21 protein-coding genes are annotated in these 21,796 nt (G+C 72.2%); 12 read left to right on the top strand and 9 right to left on the bottom strand.

Features of this window, described 5'->3' with window-relative positions:
- Positions 1–52 precede the first annotated feature (52 nt).
- From VLJ82_RS10475 to VLJ82_RS10460, 4 genes are all read right to left on the bottom strand, one after another.
- Positions 53–2,170: a 3-hydroxyacyl-CoA dehydrogenase NAD-binding domain-containing protein gene (locus tag VLJ82_RS10475; protein WP_408663289.1), complete on the bottom strand. Its 2,118-nt coding sequence runs from the start codon at positions 2,168–2,170 to the stop codon at positions 53–55.
- A complete protein-coding gene (locus VLJ82_RS10470; protein ID WP_408663288.1) occupies positions 2,167–3,435 on the bottom strand; it encodes a thiolase family protein in 1,269 nt (422 codons plus the stop codon). The genes VLJ82_RS10475 and VLJ82_RS10470 overlap by 4 nt, the downstream gene beginning before the upstream one ends.
- Before the next feature lie 155 nt (positions 3,436–3,590).
- Positions 3,591–4,940, bottom strand: coding sequence for a ribonuclease D (locus VLJ82_RS10465; protein ID WP_408663287.1), 1,350 nt, complete (start codon positions 4,938–4,940; stop codon positions 3,591–3,593).
- On the bottom strand, positions 4,941–5,558 hold the full coding sequence (locus VLJ82_RS10460; protein ID WP_408663286.1) for a DUF3000 domain-containing protein: 618 nt from the start codon (positions 5,556–5,558) through the stop codon (positions 4,941–4,943).
- Between the two features lie 119 nt (positions 5,559–5,677).
- Here VLJ82_RS10460 and hemE point away from each other — a divergent pair, with 119 nt between their 5' ends.
- The 3 genes from hemE to hemQ are packed head-to-tail and all read left to right on the top strand — an operon-like array spanning position 5,678 to position 8,843.
- Positions 5,678–6,739: a uroporphyrinogen decarboxylase gene (hemE, locus tag VLJ82_RS10455; protein ID WP_408663285.1), complete on the top strand. Its 1,062-nt coding sequence runs from the start codon at positions 5,678–5,680 to the stop codon at positions 6,737–6,739.
- 5 nt (positions 6,740–6,744) lie between these two features.
- Positions 6,745–8,133: a protoporphyrinogen oxidase gene (hemG, locus tag VLJ82_RS10450; RefSeq protein WP_408663284.1), complete on the top strand. Its 1,389-nt coding sequence runs from the start codon at positions 6,745–6,747 to the stop codon at positions 8,131–8,133.
- A 5-nt stretch (positions 8,134–8,138) separates the two neighbouring features.
- Positions 8,139–8,843: a hydrogen peroxide-dependent heme synthase gene (gene hemQ / locus VLJ82_RS10445; protein ID WP_408663283.1), complete on the top strand. Its 705-nt coding sequence runs from the start codon at positions 8,139–8,141 to the stop codon at positions 8,841–8,843.
- 26 nt (positions 8,844–8,869) lie between these two features.
- Here hemQ and msrB read toward each other — a convergent pair whose 3' ends face one another.
- Both msrB and VLJ82_RS10435 read right to left on the bottom strand, forming a co-directional pair.
- Positions 8,870–9,307, bottom strand: coding sequence for a peptide-methionine (R)-S-oxide reductase MsrB (gene msrB / locus VLJ82_RS10440; protein WP_408663282.1), 438 nt, complete (start codon positions 9,305–9,307; stop codon positions 8,870–8,872).
- 40 nt (positions 9,308–9,347) lie between these two features.
- Positions 9,348–9,584: a hypothetical protein gene (locus tag VLJ82_RS10435; protein ID WP_408663281.1), complete on the bottom strand. Its 237-nt coding sequence runs from the start codon at positions 9,582–9,584 to the stop codon at positions 9,348–9,350.
- Positions 9,585–9,727: 143 nt separating this feature from the next.
- Between VLJ82_RS10435 and ligD the strand changes: the two genes are divergently transcribed.
- The 3 genes from ligD to VLJ82_RS10420 all read left to right on the top strand — a co-directional run bounded on the left by ligD (position 9,728) and on the right by VLJ82_RS10420 (position 11,553).
- Positions 9,728–10,765: a non-homologous end-joining DNA ligase gene (ligD, locus tag VLJ82_RS10430; RefSeq protein WP_408663280.1), complete on the top strand. Its 1,038-nt coding sequence runs from the start codon at positions 9,728–9,730 to the stop codon at positions 10,763–10,765.
- A gap of 330 nt (positions 10,766–11,095) precedes the next feature.
- Entirely contained in the window at positions 11,096–11,332 is a 237-nt protein-coding gene (locus VLJ82_RS10425; RefSeq protein WP_408663279.1) for a hypothetical protein, read from the top strand.
- Between the two features lie 11 nt (positions 11,333–11,343).
- Positions 11,344–11,553 carry a hypothetical protein gene (locus tag VLJ82_RS10420; protein WP_408663278.1) on the top strand — a complete coding sequence of 70 codons (210 nt, stop codon included), beginning with the start codon at positions 11,344–11,346 and terminating at the stop codon, positions 11,551–11,553.
- 73 nt (positions 11,554–11,626) lie between these two features.
- Here VLJ82_RS10420 and VLJ82_RS10415 read toward each other — a convergent pair whose 3' ends face one another.
- Complete coding sequence (locus VLJ82_RS10415) at positions 11,627–12,460, bottom strand: EamA family transporter (protein ID WP_408663277.1); 834 nt, start codon at positions 12,458–12,460, stop codon at positions 11,627–11,629.
- Between the two features lie 31 nt (positions 12,461–12,491).
- Positions 12,492–14,087: an alpha/beta hydrolase gene (locus VLJ82_RS10410; RefSeq protein WP_408663276.1), complete on the bottom strand. Its 1,596-nt coding sequence runs from the start codon at positions 14,085–14,087 to the stop codon at positions 12,492–12,494.
- A gap of 90 nt (positions 14,088–14,177) precedes the next feature.
- Here VLJ82_RS10410 and VLJ82_RS10405 point away from each other — a divergent pair, with 90 nt between their 5' ends.
- On the top strand, positions 14,178–15,266 hold the full coding sequence (locus VLJ82_RS10405; RefSeq protein WP_408663275.1) for an ATP-dependent DNA ligase: 1,089 nt from the start codon (positions 14,178–14,180) through the stop codon (positions 15,264–15,266).
- Between the two features lie 58 nt (positions 15,267–15,324).
- On the opposite strand, the gene VLJ82_RS10400 is transcribed toward VLJ82_RS10405, so the two are convergent.
- Complete coding sequence (locus VLJ82_RS10400) at positions 15,325–16,134, bottom strand: dihydrofolate reductase family protein (protein WP_408663274.1); 810 nt, start codon at positions 16,132–16,134, stop codon at positions 15,325–15,327.
- Between the two features lie 77 nt (positions 16,135–16,211).
- Here VLJ82_RS10400 and zapE point away from each other — a divergent pair, with 77 nt between their 5' ends.
- The 5 genes from zapE to uvrB all read left to right on the top strand — a co-directional run bounded on the left by zapE (position 16,212) and on the right by uvrB (position 21,739).
- The gene (zapE, locus tag VLJ82_RS10395; protein ID WP_408663273.1) at positions 16,212–17,216 is read left to right on the top strand and encodes a cell division protein ZapE; all 1,005 of its coding nucleotides are present in this window, start codon (positions 16,212–16,214) and stop codon (positions 17,214–17,216) included.
- A gap of 231 nt (positions 17,217–17,447) precedes the next feature.
- Positions 17,448–17,915, top strand: coding sequence for a GreA/GreB family elongation factor (locus VLJ82_RS10390; RefSeq protein WP_408663272.1), 468 nt, complete (start codon positions 17,448–17,450; stop codon positions 17,913–17,915).
- Positions 17,916–18,105: 190 nt separating this feature from the next.
- Complete coding sequence (locus tag VLJ82_RS10385; protein WP_408663271.1) at positions 18,106–18,966, top strand: PPK2 family polyphosphate kinase; 861 nt, start codon at positions 18,106–18,108, stop codon at positions 18,964–18,966.
- A gap of 47 nt (positions 18,967–19,013) precedes the next feature.
- Positions 19,014–19,547: a hypothetical protein gene (locus tag VLJ82_RS10380; protein ID WP_408663270.1), complete on the top strand. Its 534-nt coding sequence runs from the start codon at positions 19,014–19,016 to the stop codon at positions 19,545–19,547.
- Positions 19,548–19,591: 44 nt separating this feature from the next.
- Complete coding sequence (gene uvrB, locus VLJ82_RS10375) at positions 19,592–21,739, top strand: excinuclease ABC subunit UvrB (protein ID WP_408663269.1); 2,148 nt, start codon at positions 19,592–19,594, stop codon at positions 21,737–21,739.
- The last annotated feature ends 57 nt before the right edge of the window (positions 21,740–21,796 follow it).

Raw genomic sequence — 21,796 nt, 5'->3', positions numbered from 1 at the left:
CGGACCCAGCCGGCCGCTGGCGAGCCCAGCCGCCGGCCGGGGTCCGCCGGGCTCAGCCGGTGGCGATGCTTGCCGTGCCGGGCGGCAGGAACCGCCGGCCCCGGACCCGCTCCGAGATGCCCTGCCGGTCCAGGTACGGGGTGATGCCGCCGAGGTGGAACGGCCAGCCGCTGCCCAGCAGCAGGCACAGGTCGATGTCCTGCGCCTCGGCCACCACGCCGTCGGCCAGCATCAGGTCGATCTCCTGGGCGAGCGCGGTCAGCGCCCGATCCCGGACCTGCTCCTCGGACGAGGGCCGGTCGCCGGGGACGAACAGCGCGGCCACCTCCGGGTCCACCTCGGGGTTGCCGGAGTCCCAGACATAGATGCCGGGCTTGCCGGCCTCGACCAGCCGGCGCAGGTTCTCCGACACCTGGTAGCGGTCCGGGAAGGCCGCGTGCATGGTCTCGGCGACGTGCAGCGCCACCGCGGGTCCCACCAGGGCCAGCAGCACGAACGGCGACATCGGCAGGCCTAGCGGGGCCAGCGCCCGGTCGGCCACCTCGATCGGGGTGCCCTCGTCCACCGCCGCGGTTACCTCGCCCAGGAACCGGGTGAGCAGCCGGTTCACCACGAACGCCGGGGCGTCGGAGACCAGCACCGCCGACTTCTTCAGCGTCTTGGCGACCGCGAACGCGGTGGCCAGCGCCGCGTCGTCGGTCTTGGCGCCGCGCACCACCTCCAGCAGCGGCAGGACCGCGACCGGGTTGAAGAAGTGGAAGCCGACCACCCGTTCCGGATGGGCGAGCTCGGCGGCCATCTCGGTGACCGACAGCGAGGAGGTGTTGGTGGCCAGGATCGCCTCGGGAGAGACGTGCCGCTCCAGTTCGGCGAACACTGCCTTCTTGACTGACAGCTCCTCGAAGACCGCCTCGATCACGAAGTCGGCGTCGGCGAAGGCGTCTTTGGTGAGCGACCCGGTCACCAGCCCCTTGAGCCGGTTGGCCTTGTCCTGGTTGATCCGGCCCTTGGCCAGCAGCGCGTCGATCTCGCCGTGCACGTAGCCCACCCCGCGGGTCAGCCGCTCGGAGTCGAGGTCGGTGAGCACCACCGGCACCTCCAGCCGGCGGGCGAACAGCAGCCCGAGCTGGCCGGCCATCAGCCCGGCGCCGACCACCCCGACCTTGGTCACCGGACGGGCCAGCGACTTGTCCGGGGCGCCGGCCGGCCGCTTGGCCCGCTTGTTGACCAGGTCGAAGGCGTACAGGCCGCTGCGCAGCTCGTCGCTCATGATCAGGTCGGCCAGCGCCTCGTCCTCGGCAGCGGTGCCGGTGGCGAAGTCCGCGGTCCGGGCCAGCTCCAGCAGCTCCAGGGCCCGGTAGGGCGCCGGCGCGCTGCCGTGCACCCGGGCGTCCGCGGCGGCGTGGCCCTTGGCCAGGGCTGCGTCCCAGCCGGCGCCCCGATCGATCTCGGGACGGGTCACGGTCGCCGTCCCGGCCAGCACCCGGCCGGCCCAGCGCAGCGACTCGGCCAGGAAGTCGGCGGAGTCCAGCAGCACGTCAGCGATGCCGTAGTCGGCGGCCTGCTTGGGGTTGAGCATCCGGTTCTGGTTCAGCGCGTTCTCGATGATCACCCGGACGGCCTTGTCGGGCCCGATCAGGTTGGGCAGCAGCCAGGTGCCACCCCAGCCCGGCACCAGTCCCAGGAAGCACTCGGGAAACGCGATGGCCGCGGCCGTGCTGGACAGGGTGCGGTAGTCGCAGTGCAGCGCCAGCTCCAGCCCGCCGCCCAGCACGGCCCCGTTCAGGAAGGCGAAGGTGGGCACGTCCAGGTCGCGCAACCGGGCGAAGACCCGGTGGCCCTCCCGGGCGATCGCCAGCGCCTGGCTGCGCTCGGTGACCAGCCCGATCCCGGAGATGTCGGCACCGACGGCGAACACGAACGGCTTGCCGGTCACCGCGACCGCGCTGACCTTCGGGGTGCGGGCGGTGATCTGGTCCAGCGCGGAGTCCAGCGAGCGCAGCCCGGCCGGGCCGAAGGTGGACGGCCGGGTGTGGTCGAGGCCGTTGTCCAGGGTGATCAGGGCGAACTCGCCCGCCACCCCGGGCACCTCGAGGTAGCGGACCAGAGCCCGGGTGACGACCTCGTTGCCGAATTCCGGCGCGGCTGGCAGCTCGGTGGGGGCGCTCACTGCTGTGCTCCGTTCGCTTCGCTGTGCTGCGGGTCGCCGGTGTAGTGCGGGTTCTCCCAGATCACCGAGGCACCCTGGCCGAACCCGACGCACATCGCGGTCAGGCCGTAGCGCACCTCGGGGTGCTCGGCGAACTGCCGGGCCAGCTGGGTCATCAGCCGGACGCCGGAGGAGGCCAGCGGGTGCCCGAGGGCGATCGCGCCGCCGTACGGATTGACCCGGGGATCGTCGTCGTCGATGCCGTAGTGGTCGAGGAAGGCCAGCACCTGCACGGCGAAGGCCTCGTTCAGCTCGAACAGGCCGATGTCGTCGATGGACAGGCCCGTGCTGGCCAGCGCCCGCTCGGTCGAGGGGATCGGCCCGACGCCCATCAGCTCCGGTTCCACGCCGGCGAAGCCGTACCCGACCAGGGTCATCCTGGTCGGCAGGCCGAGCTCGGCGGCGGTGTCGGCGCTGGCCAGGATGCAGGCGGTCGCCCCGTCGTTGAGGCCGGCGGCGTTGCCGGCGGTGACCCGGCCGTGCGGCCGGAACGGCGTCTTCAGCCCGGCCAGGTCGTCGAGGGTGGTGTTCGGCCGGGGTGGCTCGTCCTTGCTGGCCAGTCCCCAGCCCTGCTCGGCGGACCGGATCGCCACCGGCACCAGGTCCGGCTGAATCTTGCCCTCGGCGTAGGCCTTGGCGACCTTCTCCTGGCTGCGCAGCGCGTAGCGGTCGGCGCGCTCGCGGGTGATGTGCGGGAACCGGTCGTGCAGGTTCTCCGCGGTCGCGCCCATCGACAGCGCGTCCAGGGAGACCAGCTTGTCGGCCAGGAACCGCGGGTTGGGGTCGGCCCCCTCACCCATCGGGTGCCGGCCCATGTGCTCCACGCCGCCGGCGATCGCCACGTCGTAGGCGCCGAAGGCGATGGAGCCGGCGATGGTGGTGACCGCGGTCATCGCACCGGCGCACATCCGGTCGATGGCGTAGCCGGGCACCGACTTGGGCAGTTCGGCCAGCATGCCGGCGACCCGGCCGATGGTCAGGCCCTGGTCGCCGATCTGGGTGCTGGCCGCGATCGCCACCTCGTCGATCCGCTCCGGCGGCAGCTCGGGGTGCCGGCGCAGCAGCTCGCGGATCACCGCCACGATCAGGTCGTCGGCCCGGGTCTCGGCGTACATGCCCTTGCCGGCCTTGCTGAACGGGGTGCGGGCCCCGTCGACGAAGACCACGTCGCGCACCGGCCTCAGGGCGCGGCGCTGCGGAGCGGGAGCGGTGGAAGAGGTCGTCACAACGGGCTCCTGGAAAGACTGCGGAGGCGGGAAGCGGCCGGCCGGGCTGGCGTGCCGGACGGCGTGTTACCGGTCGGTAACTTACTCTACCTCTCGCCCGTCGAACCCGCGTCGGGAGCGTGCTGTGATCTGCCCGACCGTGCCCGGCGGTGACGTCAGTCGGGCGGGGGTGGCTCGGGTGCCTGGGTGCCCAACGCTTCGGTCAGCCGCTCGGCCAGCAGGTCGATCTGCCACGGCCGGGCACCCAGCTCGGCCAGCCGGGCCCGGACGGCAGCCTCGGTCAGCGGGGTCACCGAGCGCCAGGCCAGCCGGCGCAGCACGTCGCCGGCCAGCAGGTTCTGGCTGAGCAACCGGTGCTGGGCGCCGACCTCGGTGACCACCTGCTTGCAGGCCGCCAGCCGCACCGCTGCGGCCGGATCCCGGTCCCGCCAGCGGGCCGGCGACGGCATCGCGTCCGGGTCGGCGCTCAGCTGGGACAGCGGCGGCAACTGGTCCTCAGGGGTTTCCCGGCCCTCGGACAGCGCCTTGAACCAGTAGCCGGCCAGCCGGCGCTGCCGCGGCCCGTTGAAGACGGCGACGTTGCCCAGCTCGGCCTGGCTCTTCGGATTGGCCTTCACCGCGGCCAGGATCGCGGCGTCCGGCAGCGTCCGGCCGGGCGCGACGTCCCGCTCGGCCGCCAGCCGGTCCCGGGCCTGCCACAGCGAGCGGACCATGGCCAGCTGCCGGCGGTTGCGCAGGTTGTGAATGCCGGACGTGCGCCGCCACGGGTCGCCGCGGGGCGCCGGCGGGCCGGCTTGCAAGATCGCCTCGAACTCCTGCTCGGCCCAGGCCAGCTTGCCGGTCCGGGCCAGCTCGCCGACCAGCACCTCGCGCAGCTCGATCAGCAGCTCGACGTCGAGGGCGGCGTAGTTCAGCCAGTCGGCCGGCAGCGGCCGGGTGGACCAGTCCGCGGCGGAGTGGCCCTTCTCCAGCGAGATGCCGAGGTACTGCTCGACCATGGTGCCCAGCGCCACCCGCTCGGAGCCGAGCAGCCGGCCGGCCAGCTCGGTGTCGAACAGCCGGCGCGGCCGCATGCCGAGCTCGGCCAGGCAGGTCAGGTCCTGCGAGGCGGCGTGCAGGATCCACTCCGCACCGGCCAGCGCCTGGTCGACGGAGCTCAGGTCGGGCAGCGCGATCGGGTCGATCAGCACGGTGCCGTAGCCGGCCCGGCGCAGCTGCACCAGGTAGGCCCGCTGGCTGTAGCGGTAACCGGACGCCCGCTCGGCGTCCACCGCCACCGGACCGTGCCCGGCGGCCAGCCCGGCGGCGGCCGCGGCCAGCTCGGCAGGGGTGGTCAGCGGGTCCGGGGTGCCGTCGGCCGGGGCGCGCAGCAGCGGGGCGGCCGGCTGGTCGGGCTGTTCCTCCGACCCGGCGGCTTGTCCCGGCTCGGCGGGCCGGTTCCGGTCGGCGGCACTCACCTCCGGTTCGCCGGCCGGATCCCCGGACGCGGTGCGCTCTGAGGCCATTCAGCGGTCACCGAGAACGGCCACACCCTCCGGAGGCAGGCCGGCAGCGGCGCAGAGCAGATCGACGAAGGCCAGCAGGTGCGGCGCGAGGTCGGCAGAGGTGGCGGTCCAGGAACCGCGCAGTTCCAGCTGGGTGGTGCTGGTCGGGCCGTGCAGGTCGCCGAACCGGGTCGAGGTGGTCTGGGTGACCGTGCCGCCCACCGCGGTGTGCTCGGCGCCGCGGTGCACCAGCGCCTCGGTCAGCCAGCTCCAGCCGACCGCCGGCAGCAGCGGGTCACCGGCCATGTCCGGGGCCAGGTCGGCCTGGGCGTAGCCCACCAGCCGGATCTCGCCGTCCCACGCCTCGCTGCCGTCCGGGTCGTAGAGCACCACCAGCCGGCCGGTGGCCGAGTCGTGGTCGGGGGGCAGGATGTCCACCGCGACGGCGAACGTCCACGGCGCCAGCCGCTGCGGCGGCCGGATCCGTTCCACCCGGGCCTGCGGTCGCACGGTGGTGGCCAGCAGGCTGGTGATCGCGGTGCGAAACGGTTCCGGGGCACTGCTCGGCACCGCGTCGGCATCCACGCTGCTCTCGGCAGCGGGCGGGCCGTCCGCGGAAAAGCCGGAATCGGGCAACATGAGCGTGCGGGTCCCTTCCTGCTACCAGTGTGGCGCATTTGCCAGGTGCGCGGAAAAGAACTTCGCACGGGGGCCTACTGCACCGCGGAAGGCGCGCCGCGTCCAGGCCGCGTGCGACGATGGGCGCGATGACACCCACAGACCTGACGACCACCGGCGGGCCGGCCACCCGTTCCCTGCTGGCCCGGGCGGCGGCCGGTGAGCGGCTGGCCCGTCCGCCCGTCTGGTTCATGCGCCAGGCCGGCCGTTCGCTGCCCGAGTACCGCACGCTGCGGCTCGGCACCTCGATGCTGCAGGCCTGCCGCACCCCGGACCTGGTTACCGAGATCACCCTGCAGCCGGTGCGCCGGCACGGCGTGGACGCGGCGATCTTCTTCTCCGACATCGTGGTGCCGCTGGTCGCGGTGGGCCTGGAGATCGAGATCGTGCCCGGCACCGGACCGGTGGTGGCGCGTCCGGTCCGCACCGCCGCCGACGTGGCCGCGGTGCGCCGGCTGGAGGAGGCCGACGTCGCCGACATCGCGGTCTCGGTGCGCCAGCTGGTTGCCGAGCTGGGCGACATCCCGCTGATCGGGTTCGCCGGTGCCCCGTACACGCTGGCCAGCTACCTGATCGAGGGCGGCCCGTCCAAGGAGCACGCTCGGACGAAGGCCCTGATGTACTCCGAGCCCGCCGTCTGGCACGCGCTGCTGGCCCGGCTGGCCGAGATCTCGGCGGCCTTCCTGCGGGTGCAGCTGGACGCCGGCGCGTCCGCGGTGCAGCTGTTCGACTCCTGGGCCGGCGGGCTGTCGGCGGCCGACTATGCCGAGTACGTGCTGCCGCACTCGCAGGCGGTGTTCGCCGCGCTGGCCGGCTACTCCGTGCCCACCATCCACTTCGGGGTGGGCACCGGCGAGCTGCTCGACCTGATGCGGGGCGCGGGCGCGTCGGTGGTGGGCGTGGACTGGCGGGTGCCCCTCGACGAGGCGGCCCGCCGGATCGGCGGCGCCACCCCGGTGCAGGGCAACCTCGACCCGGCGGTGCTGCTGGCCGACTGGCCGGTGATCGAGCGGTCGGTGCGCCGGGTGGTCGAGGAGGGCCGCCGGGCGCCGGGCCACATCTTCAACCTCGGCCACGGGGTGCTGCCCGACACCGACCCGGACGTGCTGACCCGGGTCGTCGAGCTCGTCCACTCGCTGTAGAAGCGATGCCCAGGGTTGCCGTCGTCGGCGGCGGGATCGCGGGGCTGAGCGCGGCCGACGCCATCGCCCGGGCCCGTCCGGACGTCGAGGTGGTGCTGCTGGAGGGCGCCGGCCGGGTCGGCGGGAAGCTGCGCCGGGTGCAGGTGGCCGGCGCCTGGGTCGACGTGGGCGCCGAGGCGATGCTGGCCCGCCGGCCGGAGGGGGTGGCGGCCGCCACCGAGGCCGGGCTGGAAGTGATCGCGCCGCTGACCACCTCGGCGCTGCTGCACAGCCGGGGCACCAACCACGCCCTGCCGGCCCGGACGGTGGTCGGAGTGCCGTCGGACCTGGCCGCGGTGCGGGCCAGCGGGGTGCTCAGCGCCGCGGCGCTGGCCCGGATCGAGGCCGAGCCCGCCGGCGGGCCGTACCCGCCGGTCACCGAGGACGTCTCGGTCGGCGAGCTGGTCGGCCGGCGGTTCGGCGAGGAGGTGGTGGACCGGCTGGTCGACCCGCTGCTCGGCGGCGTCTACGCCGGCCGGGCCCGGGAGCTGTCGCTGCAGGCGGCGGTGCCGGCCCTGGCCGCCCGGCTGGCCACGGACGGCGGCTCGCTGCTGCGGGCGGCCGCGGCGGTGGCCGGCACGCCGGCGCCCGGACCGGTGTTCGCCAGTGTTCCGGGCGGGCTGGCCCGGCTGGCCGAGCAGCTGGCCGGCAGCGGCCGCTTCGAGGTGCGCACCGGCACGCCGGTCCGCGAGCTTCGTCGGACGCCCACCGGCTTCGAGCTGGCGGTCGGCTCGGTGCCCGACGGCCGGCAGCTGTCCGCCGACGCCGTGGTGGTGGCGGTGCCGGCCGGCAAGGCCGCGGTGCTGCTGCGTGAGCTGGCGCCGGTGGCCGCCGCCGAGCTGGGCTCGATCGAGACCGCCAGCATGGCGATCGTGACGCTGGCCTTCGCCGGGCTGCCTCCGGACGCGCTGCCGGCCGGCAGCGGGATCCTGGTGCCCGCGGTGGAGGGCCTGGCGGTCAAGGGCATCACGTTCTCCTCGCAGAAGTGGCCCGGGGTCGGCGCCGAAGGCGGGGTGACGCTGCTGCGCGCCTCGCTGGGACGGGCCGGCGAGGCCGACGTGCTGCAGCGCGAGGACGCCGAGCTGGTGGCGGTGGTGCGCAAGGAGCTGGCCGGGATCGCGGGCCTGACGGCCGAGCCGGTCGACAGCCACGTCCAGCGCTGGGGCGGCGGGCTGCCGCAGTACGCGGTCGGGCACCGGCAGCGGGTGGCGCGCATCCTGGCCGACGTGCAGCGGGTGCCGGGCCTGGCGGTGTGCGGTGCGAGCTACTCCGGGGTCGGCATCCCGGCCTGCATTGCCTCAGCTCACACGGCAACCGACCGGGTGTTGGCCGCCCTGCCGCCGTCGGGACAATGAGAGCCATGGTCGACGGCAAGCAGGCTCGCGAACTCAATGATGTCATCCGCTACACCGCCTGGTCGGTGTTCTCGGTCAGCCGGCCGCTGGGCACTGACCAGTCCGTGCCGCGGCCGGAGCTGGCCGCCGAGGTGGACGCGCTGTTCGCCGACCTGGCCGGGCAGGACATCACGGTCCGGGGCAGTTACGACGTCTCGGCGCTGCGGGCTGACGCGGACCTGATGATCTGGTGGCACGCCGAGGCCGCCGAGCAGCTGCAGGAAGCCTACTCGCGGTTCCGGCGCACCCGGCTGGGCGGGCACCTGCAGCCGGTCTGGTCGGTGATGGCGCTGCACCGGCCGGCCGAGTTCAACAAGAGCCACATCCCGGCGTTCCTGGCCGAGGAGGAAGCCCGCCGGTTCGTCTGCGTCTACCCGTTCGTCCGGTCCTACGAGTGGTACCTGCTGGAGGACAAGGAACGGCGGGCGCTGCTGGCCGAGCACGGCCGGATGGCCCGGGACTATCCGGACGTGCGGGCCAACACGGTGGCGTCGTTCGCGCTGAATGACTTCGAGTGGATCCTGGCCTTCGAGGCCGACGAATTGCACCGGATCGTGGACCTGATGCGCCACCTGCGCGGCTCGGAGACCCGCCGGCACGTCCGCGAGGAGGTGCCGTTCTACACCGGCACCCGGCGCAGCATGGCCGAGCTGGTCGACGCGCTGCCCTGACCGCTGGCCCAGTCCGGTGACAGGCCTCAGCCGGTGGCGGACTCGGTCTCCGCGTCGGTGAACCGCAGGCTGATCGAGTTGATGCAGTAGCGCAGGTCGGTCGGCGTGGCGTAGCCCTCGCCCTCGAAGACGTGCCCGAGGTGGCTGTGGCAGTTGGCGCACAGCACCTCGACCCGGTGCATGCCGTAGCTGTTGTCGACCCGTTCCACGATTGCCGAACCGGCCAGCGGGGAGAAGAAGCTAGGCCAGCCGCAGTGCGAGTCGAACTTCTCGTTCGACCGGAACAGCTCGGCGCCGCAGGCCCGGCAGGAGTAGATGCCGGTGCGGTGGTTGTCGGTGTACTCGCCGGTGTAGGGCCGTTCGGTGCCGGCCTTGCGGAGCACCGCGTACTCGGCGGGCGTCAACTCGGCACGCCACTGCTCCTCGGTCTTGACGACCTGCGGGGTGGTCTGGTCGGTGGTCATGCGGTCAACTGTACGCAGCGTGACCAGCCGCTGAGGAGGGTCAGAGGCCGGTGAGAATGGCCAGCACGCTGAGCACGATCGGAGCGAGGATCAGCAGCACCAGCACGATCGCCATCGGGCGCGACAGGGCGCCGCGGCGGCTCAGGCCGGCGGCGAACTCACCCATCATGCGGATCTCGCCCTCCGGGGAGTAAGGGCTTACCGGCCGGTCCAGCTTGGGGTCGAGGTAGACGATGTGCCGACCGGTGGCCGATGGGCGCCGCAGTTCGTTGTCCACCCCGACAGCATGCCTTGTTTTCCGCCGCGACGTGCCGCAGCGCCGAAACCGGGCCCGTCCGAAGTCATCCGGTGTCGTCACGGCTGCAGAACCTATCGGCACGCTACGACACTCCCAGGCCGATCATCGTCTAGCGTTCGGGTATGGCATCGCCGTTCACCGAGCTCCAGGTAGGGGAGCGAACGGTCAAGATCACCAATCCGGACCGGGTCTACTTCCCCGCGACCGGAGCCACCAAGCTCGACCTCGCCCACTACTACATCGCGGTCGGCGACGGGATCGTCCGGGCGTTGCGCGAGCGGCCCTGCATGCTGCACCGGTTTCCCGACGGCACCGGCGGCGAGCGGATCTACCAGAAGCGGCTGCCCAAGGGGGCACCGGACTGGGTGGAGACGGTGCAGGTGCGCTTCCCGTCCGGGCGGACCGCCGACGAGCTGTGCGTCACCGAGCTCGCCAGCGTGGTCTGGGCGGTGCAGATGTCGACCGTGGAGTTCCATCCCTGGCACTCCCGCCGGGCCGACACCGAGCGCCCGGACGAGCTGCGCATCGACCTGGACCCGCAGCCCGGCACCGAGTTCGCCGACGCCGTGGAGGTGGCCGGCGTGGTCCGCGAGCTGCTCGGCGAGCTGGGCGCGGTCGGCTGGCCCAAGACCTCCGGTTCGCGGGGCCTGCACATCTACCTGCGCATTCAGCCTGAGCATGGCTTCACCCAGGTCCGCCGGGCCGCGCTGGCCTTCGCCCGGGAGGTGGAGCGGCGGGTTCCGCAGCTGGTCACCACCAAGTGGTGGAAGGAGGAACGCGGCCAGCAGATCTTCATCGACTACAACCAGAACGCCCGGGACCGCACCATCGCCTCGGCGTACTCGATCCGGGCCAGCACCGGGCTGGTGTCGGCGCCGATCACCTGGGACGAGCTGCCCGGGGTCCGGATGGAGGACTACACGATGGCCACCATGCCGGCCCGGTTCGCCGAGCTGGGCGACCTGCACGCCGGCATCGACGAGGCGGTCTTCGACATCTCCGAGCTGCTGGACTGGTCCGAGCGCGACGAGCACGAGCACGGCATGGGCGATGCTCCGTACCCGCCGAACTTCCCGAAGATGGAGGGTGAGCCGCCCCGGGTGCAGCCGTCGAAGAAGGTCGCCGCGCACTGGGACGAGCACGGCGAGCGGCTCAGCTGATCCTGCAGGGGGATGATCACTGCCTGAGGCGGTTCAGCAACTCCCGATCCCGCTCGCGGATCTCCTGGCTGAAGACGTCCGGAGTTCGCTGCGCACAAGCTGACGGACGGCCTCGCGTGCCGCTTCCTCCACGGATACCCCGCGAGCGTGTGCGTACTCGGCGGCGCCTGTGGATAACGAAACCCCGAGCAGGGATGAGACTCGTACGCTGACGAGGCAATTCAGGGCCACAGCGATTCTCCAAAGCAGGGGATCGACGTGCAGCAGCCTTGGTCGCAGACGGAGCGGTAGAGGCTCGACCAGACCTCGCAGGGCAGAGAAGGGTCTCGCATGGCATCGACGGCGTTGGCTGACTGGGAGACCAGAGCCGCAGCCCGCCTCGATCAGTTGCTGGCCATGCACCTGAAGGCGACTGGAGACAAGCCCGGTCGGCGTTGGGGTACGACGCACTTCAACCGCGGCCTGATGGTCATCCTTGTCAGCCAGTTCCAGGCGTACTGCCGTGATCTTCACGACTGCGCTGTGCGGGAGCACGTCAAGGCTGCTGTCCCGGGCCAGAAGCAGTGAGGGGAGCACGTATGAGAACCAAGCTTCGCGCCGGCGAAGTCGTCGACATCGACTGGGGTCTTTCTACGGTCGCCGGCAAGGTGCTGGAGGTGTACGGGCCGCCCCATCGCGTACAGGTGACCGTCGAGCTGAGCCCCGAATTGAGTTCGTACGTGGTGGCCGAGACCACCACGGTCACTGTGTCGAGTGCTTCTGTCCATCAACGACCGATAGGTGCCTGACCCCTCTCGACTTGAGGGCGGAAAGGCATCAGCTGTAGCTGCGCCATCTCTACCGGCGCGCTCACCAAAGCGGTCAACGGGTCAGCAGGACCACCGCGACCACAGCCACGGCCAGCCCCACCCGCTGCAGCGCGCCGGTGTGCTCCTTGAGCAGCAGCACGGCCAGCAGCACCGTGCCGGCCGGGTAGAGCGCGGTGATCACCCCGGACAGCGACAGCAGGCCGTGCCGGCTGGCCAGCAGGAACGCCAGGTTGGCGACGGCGTCCAGCGCGCCGGCCGTGCAGGCCAGCGCCAGCACCGGCCGGGGCACCCGGACGAAGCCCGCCGCGATCGCGGCCAGCGGCACGGCCAGCAGGGTGGCCACCAGCCGGGACAGCACCACCGGCCAGATCCCCGAGTCGTCGTCGGTGTGCGCCAGGCAGATGAAGTAGGCACCGAACCCGACACCGGCCAGCACCGCCAGCGCCACCGGCCGCCAGCCGATCGGCCCGTGCGGGTGATCCTCCGGCTGCCGGGAGATCAGCGTCACCGCCAGCAGCCCGAGCACGATGCCGAACCAGGCCGGCAGGTGCGGCCGCTCGCCCTGCAGCACGCCGCCCAGGATCGGCACCAGCGCCGACATCACCGCGGTGATCGGGGAGATGACGTTCATCGGGGCCTGGCCGAGCGTGGTGTAGAGCAGCGCGACCCCCACCAGGCCGGCCACCCCGGCGGCCGTACTCCAGCCCAGCGTCCGCGCCGAGACCGGGCCGCCGTAGACCGGCAGCAGGACGGCCATCAGCATCGCCCCGAGCGGGTCGCTCAGCAGCACCACGGTGATCGCCGGAACCCGCCGGGACGCCAGGCCGCCGACGAAGTCGCTCACCCCGTACGAGGCGGCCGCGAGCAGCGCGAACAGAACCGCCATCTACCGGCTCGTCAATCCGGGCGGTGCCGGCTCAGCCGCGCGGGCAGCTGGTGCCGGCCGCCGGCGGCTTGGCGGTGAGCAGGTAGCTGTCCACCTTGCTGGTGATGCAGGAGGTCTTGGGGTAGGCGGTGTGGCCCTCGCCGTCCCAGCGCAGCACCACCCCGGAGCCCAGCGCCTTGGCCAGCACGCCGGTCGCGACGAACGGGGTGGCCGGGTCGTGCACGGTGCCCACCACCAGGATCGGTGGCGCGCCGGGTGCCGAGGCGGGCGGCAGCGGGTGCCCCGAGCGGGGCCAGGAGTGGCAGGAGTACAGCGACGCGGCCGCGTTCGGGCCGAAGATCGGGTACTTGGCAATCCACTTCGACGCCACCGAGGCGACCAGCTCGTCGGTGATCTGCAGGCTCGAGTCGTTGCAGTTGACCGCCAGGTTGGCGTCCAGGATGTTGGAGTAGTGCCCGGTCTCCGGATCGCGCTCCAGGTACTCGTCGGCCAGCGTCAGGATCTTGCGGGCGTCACCGTCCCGAGCCGCGACCAGGGCCTGCCCCAGCCCGTCCCACTCCGCCTGGTTGTACAGCGCCGAGGCCACCCCGATGGTCACCAGCCCGCCGGTGGCCTTGCGGGCGTGCGCCCCGGTACCGGCCGGGATGGGAGCCCGGTCGGCCGCCGCGATCAGCGAGCGCACCGCCGAGCGGGGATTGCCCAGCGCCGCGCAGTCCGGCCGGCTGAGGCAGTCGGCGGCGAACTGGTCGAAGGCCTCCTCGAAGGCCTTGGCCTGGCGCTCGTCCACGGTCAGCTCGTCGGTCACCGGGTCGACCGCGCCGTCCAGCACCGCGGCCCGGATGGTGGTGGGGAACTGGTGGGCGTAGGCGGCCCCCAGCCGGGTGCCGTAGGAGAAGCCCAGGTAGTTGAGCTTGGGGTCGCCCAGCGCCTGCCGGATCAGGTCCATGTCGTGCGCGGTCTCTTCGGTGTTGAAGTGCCCGAGCGCGGGGCCGTACTTGGCAACGCAGGAGGCAACCACCGCGTCGGAGAGGGTGCGCGCCTGGGTCCGGCCGGCCGCGGTCCGGACGTCGGGGTTGGCCGCCGCCAACCGGTCCTTCTGCTCGTCGCTGATGCACTGCAGCGGATCGGACAACCCCACCCCGCGCGGGTCGAAGCCGATCAGGTCGAACCGGTCCAGGAGCTGCTGGCTGAGCGCGCCGACCAGGCCGGCCGCCAGGTTCACCCCGGAGCCGCCCGGGCCGCCCGGATTGACCAGCAGCGAGCCGATCCGCTGGCTCTGGGAGTCGCTGCGCGCCCGGACGACGAAGATGTTCACCTTCTCCGCCGTCGGCTGGTCGTAGTCCAGCGGCACCGCGAGCTTGCCGCAGGCGAAGTGCATCTTCTTCGCCCGGGACGAGCTGATCGCCGCCTGGAACTGCCGGCTGCAGTCGGAGAAGGCGATGCTGGCGGCCGGCTCGCTCGCCGACGGGCTGGCCGAGGAGCTGCCGGACGCCGAGCTCGCCGTACCGGTCGGGGCGGTGGTGGCCGGCGGGGTGGCCCGCCTGTCCGAGGTGCAGGCCGCGCTGCCCAGGACGACGGCGGCCGCGAGGAGCGCGGACAGCCGGGTGGACAGGCGTGCGGCAGGCATGCCTTGAGGCTAACCGAGGCGGTTGCCCGAGCGGCTCCCCCAGTCCGGTAACGATGTCGCTCTGTCGGTACGGAATGAAACACTGGGCCGATGCAGCTACCTGTGATGCCGCCGGTCGCGCCGATGCTGGCGAAGTCGGTCCCGACCATCCCGCCCGGGGCCTCCTACGAGCCGAAATGGGACGGGTTCCGGTCGCTGATCTTCCGGGACGGCGACGAGGTCGAGTTCGGCAGCCGCAACGAGCGGCCGATGACCCGCTACTTTCCGGAGCTGGTCGAGGCGGTCAAGGCCGAGTTGCCCGACCGGTGCGTCCTGGACGGCGAGATCGTGGTCGTCACCGGCAACGGCCTGGACTTCGATGCCTTGCAGCAACGCATCCACCCCGCGGTCTCCCGGGTGACCATGCTGTCGGAGACGACGCCGGCCTCGTTCATCGCGTTCGACCTGCTCGCCCTCGGCGACGACGACTACACCGGCCGTCCGTTCGCCGAGCGACGGGCCGCCCTGGAGCGGCTGCTGGCCGGGGTACGGCCCCCCATCCACCTCACCCCGACCACCACCGACATCGAGGTCGCCCAGCGCTGGTTCGTCGAGCTAGAGGGCGCGCACCTGGACGGCGTGATCGCCAAACCGCTCGACGGCGTCTACGAGCCCGACAAGCGCGTCATGTTCAAGATCAAGCACACCCGCACCGCCGACTGCGTGCTGGCCGGGTTCCGCTGGCACAAGACCTCCACCGAGGAACGCCCGCTCGTCGGGTCATTGCTGCTCGGCCTCTACAACGACGAGCACAAACTGCAGCACGTCGGCGTGGTCGGCGCGTTCACCGCCCAGTACCGGGCCGGCCTCGTCGACGAGCTGGCACCCTTGCTGCTGGCCGAGGGCGAGCACCACCCCTGGCAGGACTGGGCCAGTTCCGAGGCCCACCAGGGCCAACGGCTGCCCGGCAACGTCAGCCGGTGGAACGCCACCAAGGACCTTTCCTTCGTCCCGCTACGTCCCGAGCGGGTGCTGGAGGTCAAGTACGAGCACATGGAGGGCAACCGCTTCCGGCACCTCGCCCACCTCCTCCGCTGGCGCTCCGACCGCACCCCGGAGTCCTGCACCTACGAGCAACTCGAACAACCGCTGACGTTCAAGCTCGACGACATCGTCCCAGGGCTCGGCACCGCCACCTGACCGCCGTCGCAGTGCCGACAGGCGGGCGATTGCCGAACGGCAGGCCGGGTCGGCGGCGTCAGCGGTCGAGCAGGTAGCGGCAGAACAGCGCGGAGTCCTCGGTGAGCAGGCCGACCAGCCGCAGCCGCGGCGTCAGCTCATCCGGCCACTCGTCGCCGGCCACGATCCGGGGCGCGCCGGGGCCGGTGAGCAGCGGCGAGACGGTCAGGCACAGCTCGTCGACCGCGCCGCCGGCCACCCCGGCCGCGAACAGCCGCGGGCCGCCCTCGCACAGGATCCGCCGGTAGCCCAGCTCCCGCAGCGCGGCGACCGAAGCCGCGAAGTCCACCCCGCCGTCCGGGTCGGACGGCGCCTGCACCAGCTGCAGCTTCGTCTCGGTGCCGGCCAGGTCGATGATGTCGTTGCGGGCGCCGATCGGCGCCGCCGAGCCGGTGACGACCAGCGTCGGCGCCCGGGTCGCTGCCGAGAACAGCTCGGCGGACAGATCCAGCCGCAGGCTGGACGACATCACCGCGATCGCCGGCACCTCGGCCAGCCCGTACTCCGCCCGGATCGCCCGCCGCCGGGCCGACGGGTTGGCCGGCCGGTAGCCCTCGGCGGCGGCGGTGGCGGCACCCACCAGGATGACGTCGGCCAGGTCGCGCAGCGCGGCGAACACCGCGTTGTCGCCGGGGGTCTGCAGCCCCCGGGACAGCCCCGCCGCCGTCCCGGCGCCGTCCACGCTGCTGACGAAGTTGACCCGGACGCCACCCTCGGCCACCCAGCCCTCGGCGTAGTAGGCGTGCAGGTCGACGGGCCGGCCGCCGTCTGCGGCGGGATCGTCCGGGTCGGCAGGGGTGCCTGGGCCGGCCGGCAGCAGAGCGCGCATGGGGCTATCTCAACACAGCCGGTCCGGGGTGTGCGCTCCGGCAGCACCGGCCGGTGCGGTGGCTAGGGTGGGCAGCCGTGCCCGTTGCCCTGGTGGACCGCTGGCCGCAGCTGCCGGTCGAGACGCTGATCGCCGGGCTGGTGCCACCGCCGCTGTTCGCCGGCGTCAGCTTCGACAGCTACCGCCCGGACCCGGCCGAGCCCAGCCAGGCCGTCGCCCGAGCCGCGGTGGCCCGGTTCGCCGAGCTCGTCCGGCCGGGTGCCTCGCGGGGCCGCCGGGGCTGGTCGCGGCGCCGGCAGCCGGCCGACCGGCCCGCCGGCATCTACCTCGACGGCGGGTTCGGGGTCGGCAAGACCCACCTGCTGGCCGCGCTCTGGCACGCGGTGCCCGGCCCCAAGGCGTACGCGACCTTCCTCGAGCTCACCCAGCTGGTGGGCGCGCTGGGCTTCGCCGAGACGGTGGCGCGGCTCAGCCCGATGACGCTGCTCGCGATCGACGAGTTCGAACTGGACGATCCCGGCGACACCGTGCTGGTCTCCAGCCTGCTGGGCCGGCTGGACTCCGCCGGGGTCCGGCTGGCGGCGACTTCGAACACCCTGCCGGACCGGCTGGGGGAGCAGCGGTTCGCCGCCGAGGACTTCCGCCGCGAGATCCAGGCGCTGGCCGCCCGGTTCACCACCGTCCGGGTGGACGGCCCGGACTACCGGCACCGCGGCCTGCCCGAGCCGCCGGCGCCGCTGGCCGAGGACCGGGTCCGGCAGGCCGCCGGGCATCCCGGTGCCTCGCTGGACTCCTTCCCGGAGCTGCTGGAACACCTGGCGCGGTTGCACCCGTCGCGCTATGGCGCGCTGCTGGACGGGATCAACCGGGTGTGCCTGACCGGGGTGGCGCCGGCCCCGGACGAGCACATGGCGCTGCGGCTGGTGGTGCTGGCCGACCGGCTCTACGACCGGCAGCTGCCGCTGGCCTGCTCGGGCGAGCCGCTGGACCGATTGTTCGGGCCGGAGATGCTGGCCGGCGGCTACCGCACCAAGTACCGCCGGGCGATCTCCCGGCTGGTCGCGCTGGCCCGGCTGGCCTGAGTCGCTCGCCACGCCGGGTCAGCTCCGCAATACCTGGGACTCCTGGTGCCCATGGGTATCCTGTTGCGTTCGGTGCGGTCGTCGTTCGCCGATCCGGGCCGGAAACCTGCGCGGGTGCATCCTCGAAATTGCTCATCACATTCCGGAACGTTTTGCCGATCACCGGAGTTGCTAAGGATTCAGAACCGCACCACGACCCGATCACCCCCACGTACCACCTAAGGATTCTCGATGACGCTGATCGTGCCCTCTCTCTCACCGTCAGCCCATGCCGCCCTGCTGGCCCGGCTGGCCGATCTCCAGGTCCAGCGGGCGCAGACCGCGCTGGAGAGCATCCCGCCCGGAGGCTCCGGTGACGCCGCGGACCATGCGGGCAACGTCGAGGCGCTGATCCGGCTCGGCGAGCTCGACGCCCGGATCGCCGCGCTGCAGGTGCAGCTGCAGGCCCCGGTCACCCAGGCGCCGCCGGCCCAGGCCGCCGAGATCGGCAGCCTGGTGACGCTGCGGTTCCCCGATGACGACGAGGACCAGCAGTTCCTTATCGGACTGGTAGAGCAGGCCGGCCCCGGCGTCGAGGTGATCACCCCGACCAGCCCGCTGGGCGAGGTGCTGCTCGGTGCCCGGCCCGGCGACCAGCTGACCTACCGCGTTGCCAGCGGCGCGACCCTGACGGTCACCCTGGTCGAGATCGCCGGCTGAGGACGGTCCCGGCTCGGGTGCGACCGCCGGGGAGGGCATCACCCGTGCCGGCCGTCGGATCAGTGCTGACGGCCGGAAACCCCGCCGGCCGTCGGATCATGCTGACGGCCGGAAACCCCGCCGGCCGTCGGATCATTGCTGACGGCCGGAAACCCCGCCGGCCGTCAGGGGCGCGCATTAGGGTGACGCCATGACGAAGCGGGCTTCGACGGCCAGGTCGGTACGGGAGGCGCTGCAGGTCGCCGAGGGCCCGTTCACGCTGCTCGGCTACGACCCGGCAGGCACGCCGCTGGCCCCGGGCTCGAAGTCCAAGGCGGCCAAGGACCTGGCCCGGACCGGCAAGGTGCTGGCCGAGCAGCAGGTGATGCTCTACGCCAACGGCACCACCGGCGACCAGCGCCGGGTGCTGCTGGTGTTGCAGGGCACCGACACCTCCGGCAAGGACGGGGTGGTCAGCCATGTGGTCGGCCAGGTCGGGCCGGCCGGGGTGCGCATCACCTCCTTCCGACGGCCGACGGCCGAGGAACGGGCGCACCACTTCCTCTGGCGAGTTCGCCGGGCACTGCCGGCGGCCGGCATCATCGGGGTCTTCAACCGCTCGCACTATGAGGACGTGCTGGTCACCCGGGTGCACGAGAGCATCGACGACGCCGCCTGGGCCGAGCGGATCGCCGACATCAACGCCTTCGAACGGGAGCTGACCGAGTCCGGCACCGTGCTGATCAAGTGCTTCCTGCACATCAGCTACGCCGAGCAGCGCAAGCGGCTGCTGGCCCGGCTGGACGACCCGGCCAAGTACTGGAAGTTCAACCCGGCCGACCTGGACGAGCGGGCCTACTGGGCCGACTACCAGTCCGCCTACGCCGCCGCGATCGCGGCCACCTCCACCGAGTGGGCGCCGTGGCACATCGTGCCCAGCGACGCCAAGTGGTACCGCAACTGGGCGATCAGCCAGCTGCTGTGCGACGGCCTGCTCGGCCTGAAACTGAGCTACCCGCCGGCCGACTTCGACATCGAGGCCGCCCGGGCCAGGCTGCAGCCGCCGTTCTGAGCGGACCGGGTGATGGCCCCGAGCCGACGAGCCGCGGTGGGCTGCCGATGAGCGCCGGCGGGCAGCTCGGTCCTTCCAAGTACGCCCACGCCGAGCGGGAGCGCCGCTGGCTGGTGGCCTCGCCGCCTGCCGGAGCGGGCGAGCCCCTCCAGATCGCCGACCGCTACCTCGACGGCACCAGGCTGCGGCTGCGGCGGATCTCCGACGCCGGGTCAGTCGTGTTCAAGCTGAACCAGAAGGTCCGGGCCGAGCCCGGCGACCCGTTCCTGGTGTGGGTCACCACCCTGTACCTGACGGCCGAGGAGTACCGCCGGCTGGCGGCGCTGCCGGCCGCGGTGCTGGTCAAGAGCCGCCGCCGGATGGACCACCGTGGGACCCGCTTCGCCGTGGACGAGTTCGCCGGCGCGCTGCGCGGGCTGGTGCTGGCCGAGACCGAACTCCCCGAACTCTCCGGCGGCGAGGCCGCCCTGCCCGGCGGGCTGCCGCCCTGGCTGGGCCGCGAGGTCACCTCCGACGAGCGCTACACCGGCGCCGCGCTGGCCCGGCACGGCCTGCCGGCCGGCTGGCATCCCTGCGGCTGAGCCAACCGCACCCGGTTGTCAGAGCCTGCTCGTACCCTGGAGGCATGCGGGTAGCCAGCGACATCATTCCCTCCGGCGGCAAGTTCGAGGTCATCAGCGAGTTCACGCCGTCGGGCGACCAGCCCACCGCGATCGCCGAGCTGGAACGGCGGATCCGGGCCGGCGAGCGGGATGTGGTGCTGCTCGGCGCGACCGGCACCGGCAAGTCCGCGACCACCGCCTGGCTGATCGAGCGGCTGCAGCGGCCGGCCCTGATCATGGCGCCGAACAAGACCCTGGCCGCGCAGCTGGCCAACGAGCTGCGCGAGATGCTGCCCAACAACGCGGTGGAGTACTTCGTCAGCTACTACGACTACTACCAGCCCGAGGCCTACGTCCCGCAGACCGACACCTACATCGAGAAGGACTCGGCCATCAACTCCGAGGTGGAGCGGCTGCGGCACTCGGCGACCATGTCGCTGCTCACCCGCCGCGACGTGGTGGTGGTGGCCACCGTGTCCTGCATCTACGGCCTGGGCACCCCGCAGGAGTACGTCGACCGGGCGGTCCGGCTGCGGGTCGGCCAGCAGGTCGAACGCGAGAAGATCCTGCGTGACCTGGTGGGGGTGCTCTACGCCCGCAACGACCTGGCCTTCACCCGGGGCACCTTCCGGGTGCGCGGCGACACCGTCGAGGTGTTCCCGGTCTATGAGGAGCTCGCGGTCCGGATCGAGATGTTCGGCGACGAGATCGAGCGGCTGTACTACCTGCACCCGTTGACCGGCGAGGTGATCCGTGAGGTGCAGGAGGTGTTCGTCTTCCCGGCCACCCACTACGCGGCCGGCCCGGACAAGATGGAACGCGCCATCGCCGGCATCGAGAAGGAGCTGGAGGAGCGGCTGGCCGAGCTGAAGGGGCAGAACAAGCTGCTGGAGGCGCAGCGGCTGCAGATGCGCACCAGCTACGACATCGAGATGATGCGCCAGGTCGGTTTCTGCTCCGGCATCGAGAACTACTCGATGCACATCGACGGCCGCAAGCCCGGCAGCGCGCCGAACTGCCTGCTGGACTACTTCCCCGAGGACTTCCTGCTGGTCATCGACGAGTCGCACGTGACGGTGCCGCAGACCGGCGGCATGTACGAGGGCGACATGTCGCGCAAGCGCACCCTGGTCGACCACGGCTTCCGGCTGCCGAGCGCGATGGACAACCGGCCGTTGAAGTTCGAGGAGTTCGTCGAGCGGATCGGACAGACGGTGTACCTGTCGGCCACCCCGGGCAACTACGAGCTGGCCAAGACCGGCGGCGAGTTCGTCGAGCAGGTGATCCGGCCGACCGGGCTGGTCGACCCCGAGGTGGTGGTCAAGCCGACCAAGGGCCAGATCGACGACCTGGTGCACGAGATCCGGGTGCGGGCCGAGAAGAACGAGCGGGTGCTGGTCACCACCCTGACCAAGAAGATGGCCGAGGACCTCACCGACTACCTGCTGGAACTCGGCATCCGGGTGCGCTACCTGCACTCCGAGGTCGACACCCTGCGGCGGGTGGAGCTGCTCAGCGAGCTGCGGGTGGGCGAGTTCGACGTGCTGGTGGGCATCAACCTGCTGCGCGAGGGGCTGGACCTGCCCGAGGTGTCGCTGGTGTCCATCCTGGACGCCGACAAGGAGGGCTTCCTCCGCTCGGGCACCTCACTCATCCAGACCATCGGCCGGGCGGCGCGCAACGTCTCCGGCCAGGTGCACATGTACGCCGACACCATCACCCGGTCGATGCAGCTGGCGATCGACGAGACCAACCGGCGCCGGGCGATCCAGGTCGCCTACAACACCGAGCACGGCATCGACCCGCAGCCGCTGCGCAAGCGGATCGCCGACATCACCGACATGCTGGCCCGGGAGGCCGAGGACACCGAGGAGCTGCTGGCCGCCGGGGGGTCGGGCCGGTCCCAGTCGCGCGGCAAGTCCCCGACACCGGGCCGGGCCGGCCGTGGTGCCTCCTCGGTCGGCGTGGTGGGCATCGGAGCGCACGCCGACGGCAAGCTCGACGTGGCCATGCTGCCGCGGGCCGAACTGGCCGACCTCATCCAGAAGCTCAACGAGCAGATGCTCAGCGCTGCCCGGGAACTGCAGTTCGAGGTGGCCGCCCGGCTGCGCGACGAGATCGGCGAACTGAAGAAGGAGCTGCGCGGCATGGACGCGGCGGGCGTCCGGTGAACCCTGCCGTTCGAGTGAGCTCGCGGTTCGGGTGAGTCCGGCGGTTCGGGTGAGTCC

Source organism: Jatrophihabitans sp. (assembly GCF_035474675.1).
In the GTDB taxonomy this organism is placed as follows: domain Bacteria; phylum Actinomycetota; class Actinomycetes; order Mycobacteriales; family Jatrophihabitantaceae; genus Jatrophihabitans_A.
Note: the sequence above shows the minus strand (reverse complement) of the source record. Positions and strands in the feature narration are given on the sequence as shown.

Bases quoted from the DNA above. Each gene is read 5' to 3' on its own strand.
- VLJ82_RS10465 (WP_408663287.1), bottom strand. From the start codon at position 4,940: ATGGCCTCAGAGCGCACCGCGTCCGGGGATCCGGCCGGCGAACCGGAG.
- VLJ82_RS10460 (WP_408663286.1), bottom strand. From the start codon at position 5,558: ATGTTGCCCGATTCCGGCTTTTCCGCGGACGGCCCGCCCGCTGCCGAG.
- hemE (WP_408663285.1), top strand. From the start codon at position 5,678: ATGGGCGCGATGACACCCACAGACCTGACGACCACCGGCGGGCCGGCC.
- hemG (WP_408663284.1), top strand. From the start codon at position 6,745: ATGCCCAGGGTTGCCGTCGTCGGCGGCGGGATCGCGGGGCTGAGCGCG.
- hemQ (WP_408663283.1), top strand. From the start codon at position 8,139: ATGGTCGACGGCAAGCAGGCTCGCGAACTCAATGATGTCATCCGCTAC.
- msrB (WP_408663282.1), bottom strand. From the start codon at position 9,307: ATGACCACCGACCAGACCACCCCGCAGGTCGTCAAGACCGAGGAGCAG.
- ligD (WP_408663280.1), top strand. From the start codon at position 9,728: ATGGCATCGCCGTTCACCGAGCTCCAGGTAGGGGAGCGAACGGTCAAG.
- VLJ82_RS10425 (WP_408663279.1), top strand. From the start codon at position 11,096: ATGGCATCGACGGCGTTGGCTGACTGGGAGACCAGAGCCGCAGCCCGC.
- VLJ82_RS10420 (WP_408663278.1), top strand. From the start codon at position 11,344: ATGAGAACCAAGCTTCGCGCCGGCGAAGTCGTCGACATCGACTGGGGT.
- VLJ82_RS10415 (WP_408663277.1), bottom strand. From the start codon at position 12,460: ATGGCGGTTCTGTTCGCGCTGCTCGCGGCCGCCTCGTACGGGGTGAGC.
- VLJ82_RS10410 (WP_408663276.1), bottom strand. From the start codon at position 14,087: ATGCCTGCCGCACGCCTGTCCACCCGGCTGTCCGCGCTCCTCGCGGCC.
- VLJ82_RS10405 (WP_408663275.1), top strand. From the start codon at position 14,178: ATGCAGCTACCTGTGATGCCGCCGGTCGCGCCGATGCTGGCGAAGTCG.
- VLJ82_RS10400 (WP_408663274.1), bottom strand. From the start codon at position 16,134: ATGCGCGCTCTGCTGCCGGCCGGCCCAGGCACCCCTGCCGACCCGGAC.
- VLJ82_RS10390 (WP_408663272.1), top strand. From the start codon at position 17,448: ATGACGCTGATCGTGCCCTCTCTCTCACCGTCAGCCCATGCCGCCCTG.
- VLJ82_RS10385 (WP_408663271.1), top strand. From the start codon at position 18,106: ATGACGAAGCGGGCTTCGACGGCCAGGTCGGTACGGGAGGCGCTGCAG.
- VLJ82_RS10380 (WP_408663270.1), top strand. From the start codon at position 19,014: ATGAGCGCCGGCGGGCAGCTCGGTCCTTCCAAGTACGCCCACGCCGAG.
- uvrB (WP_408663269.1), top strand. From the start codon at position 19,592: ATGCGGGTAGCCAGCGACATCATTCCCTCCGGCGGCAAGTTCGAGGTC.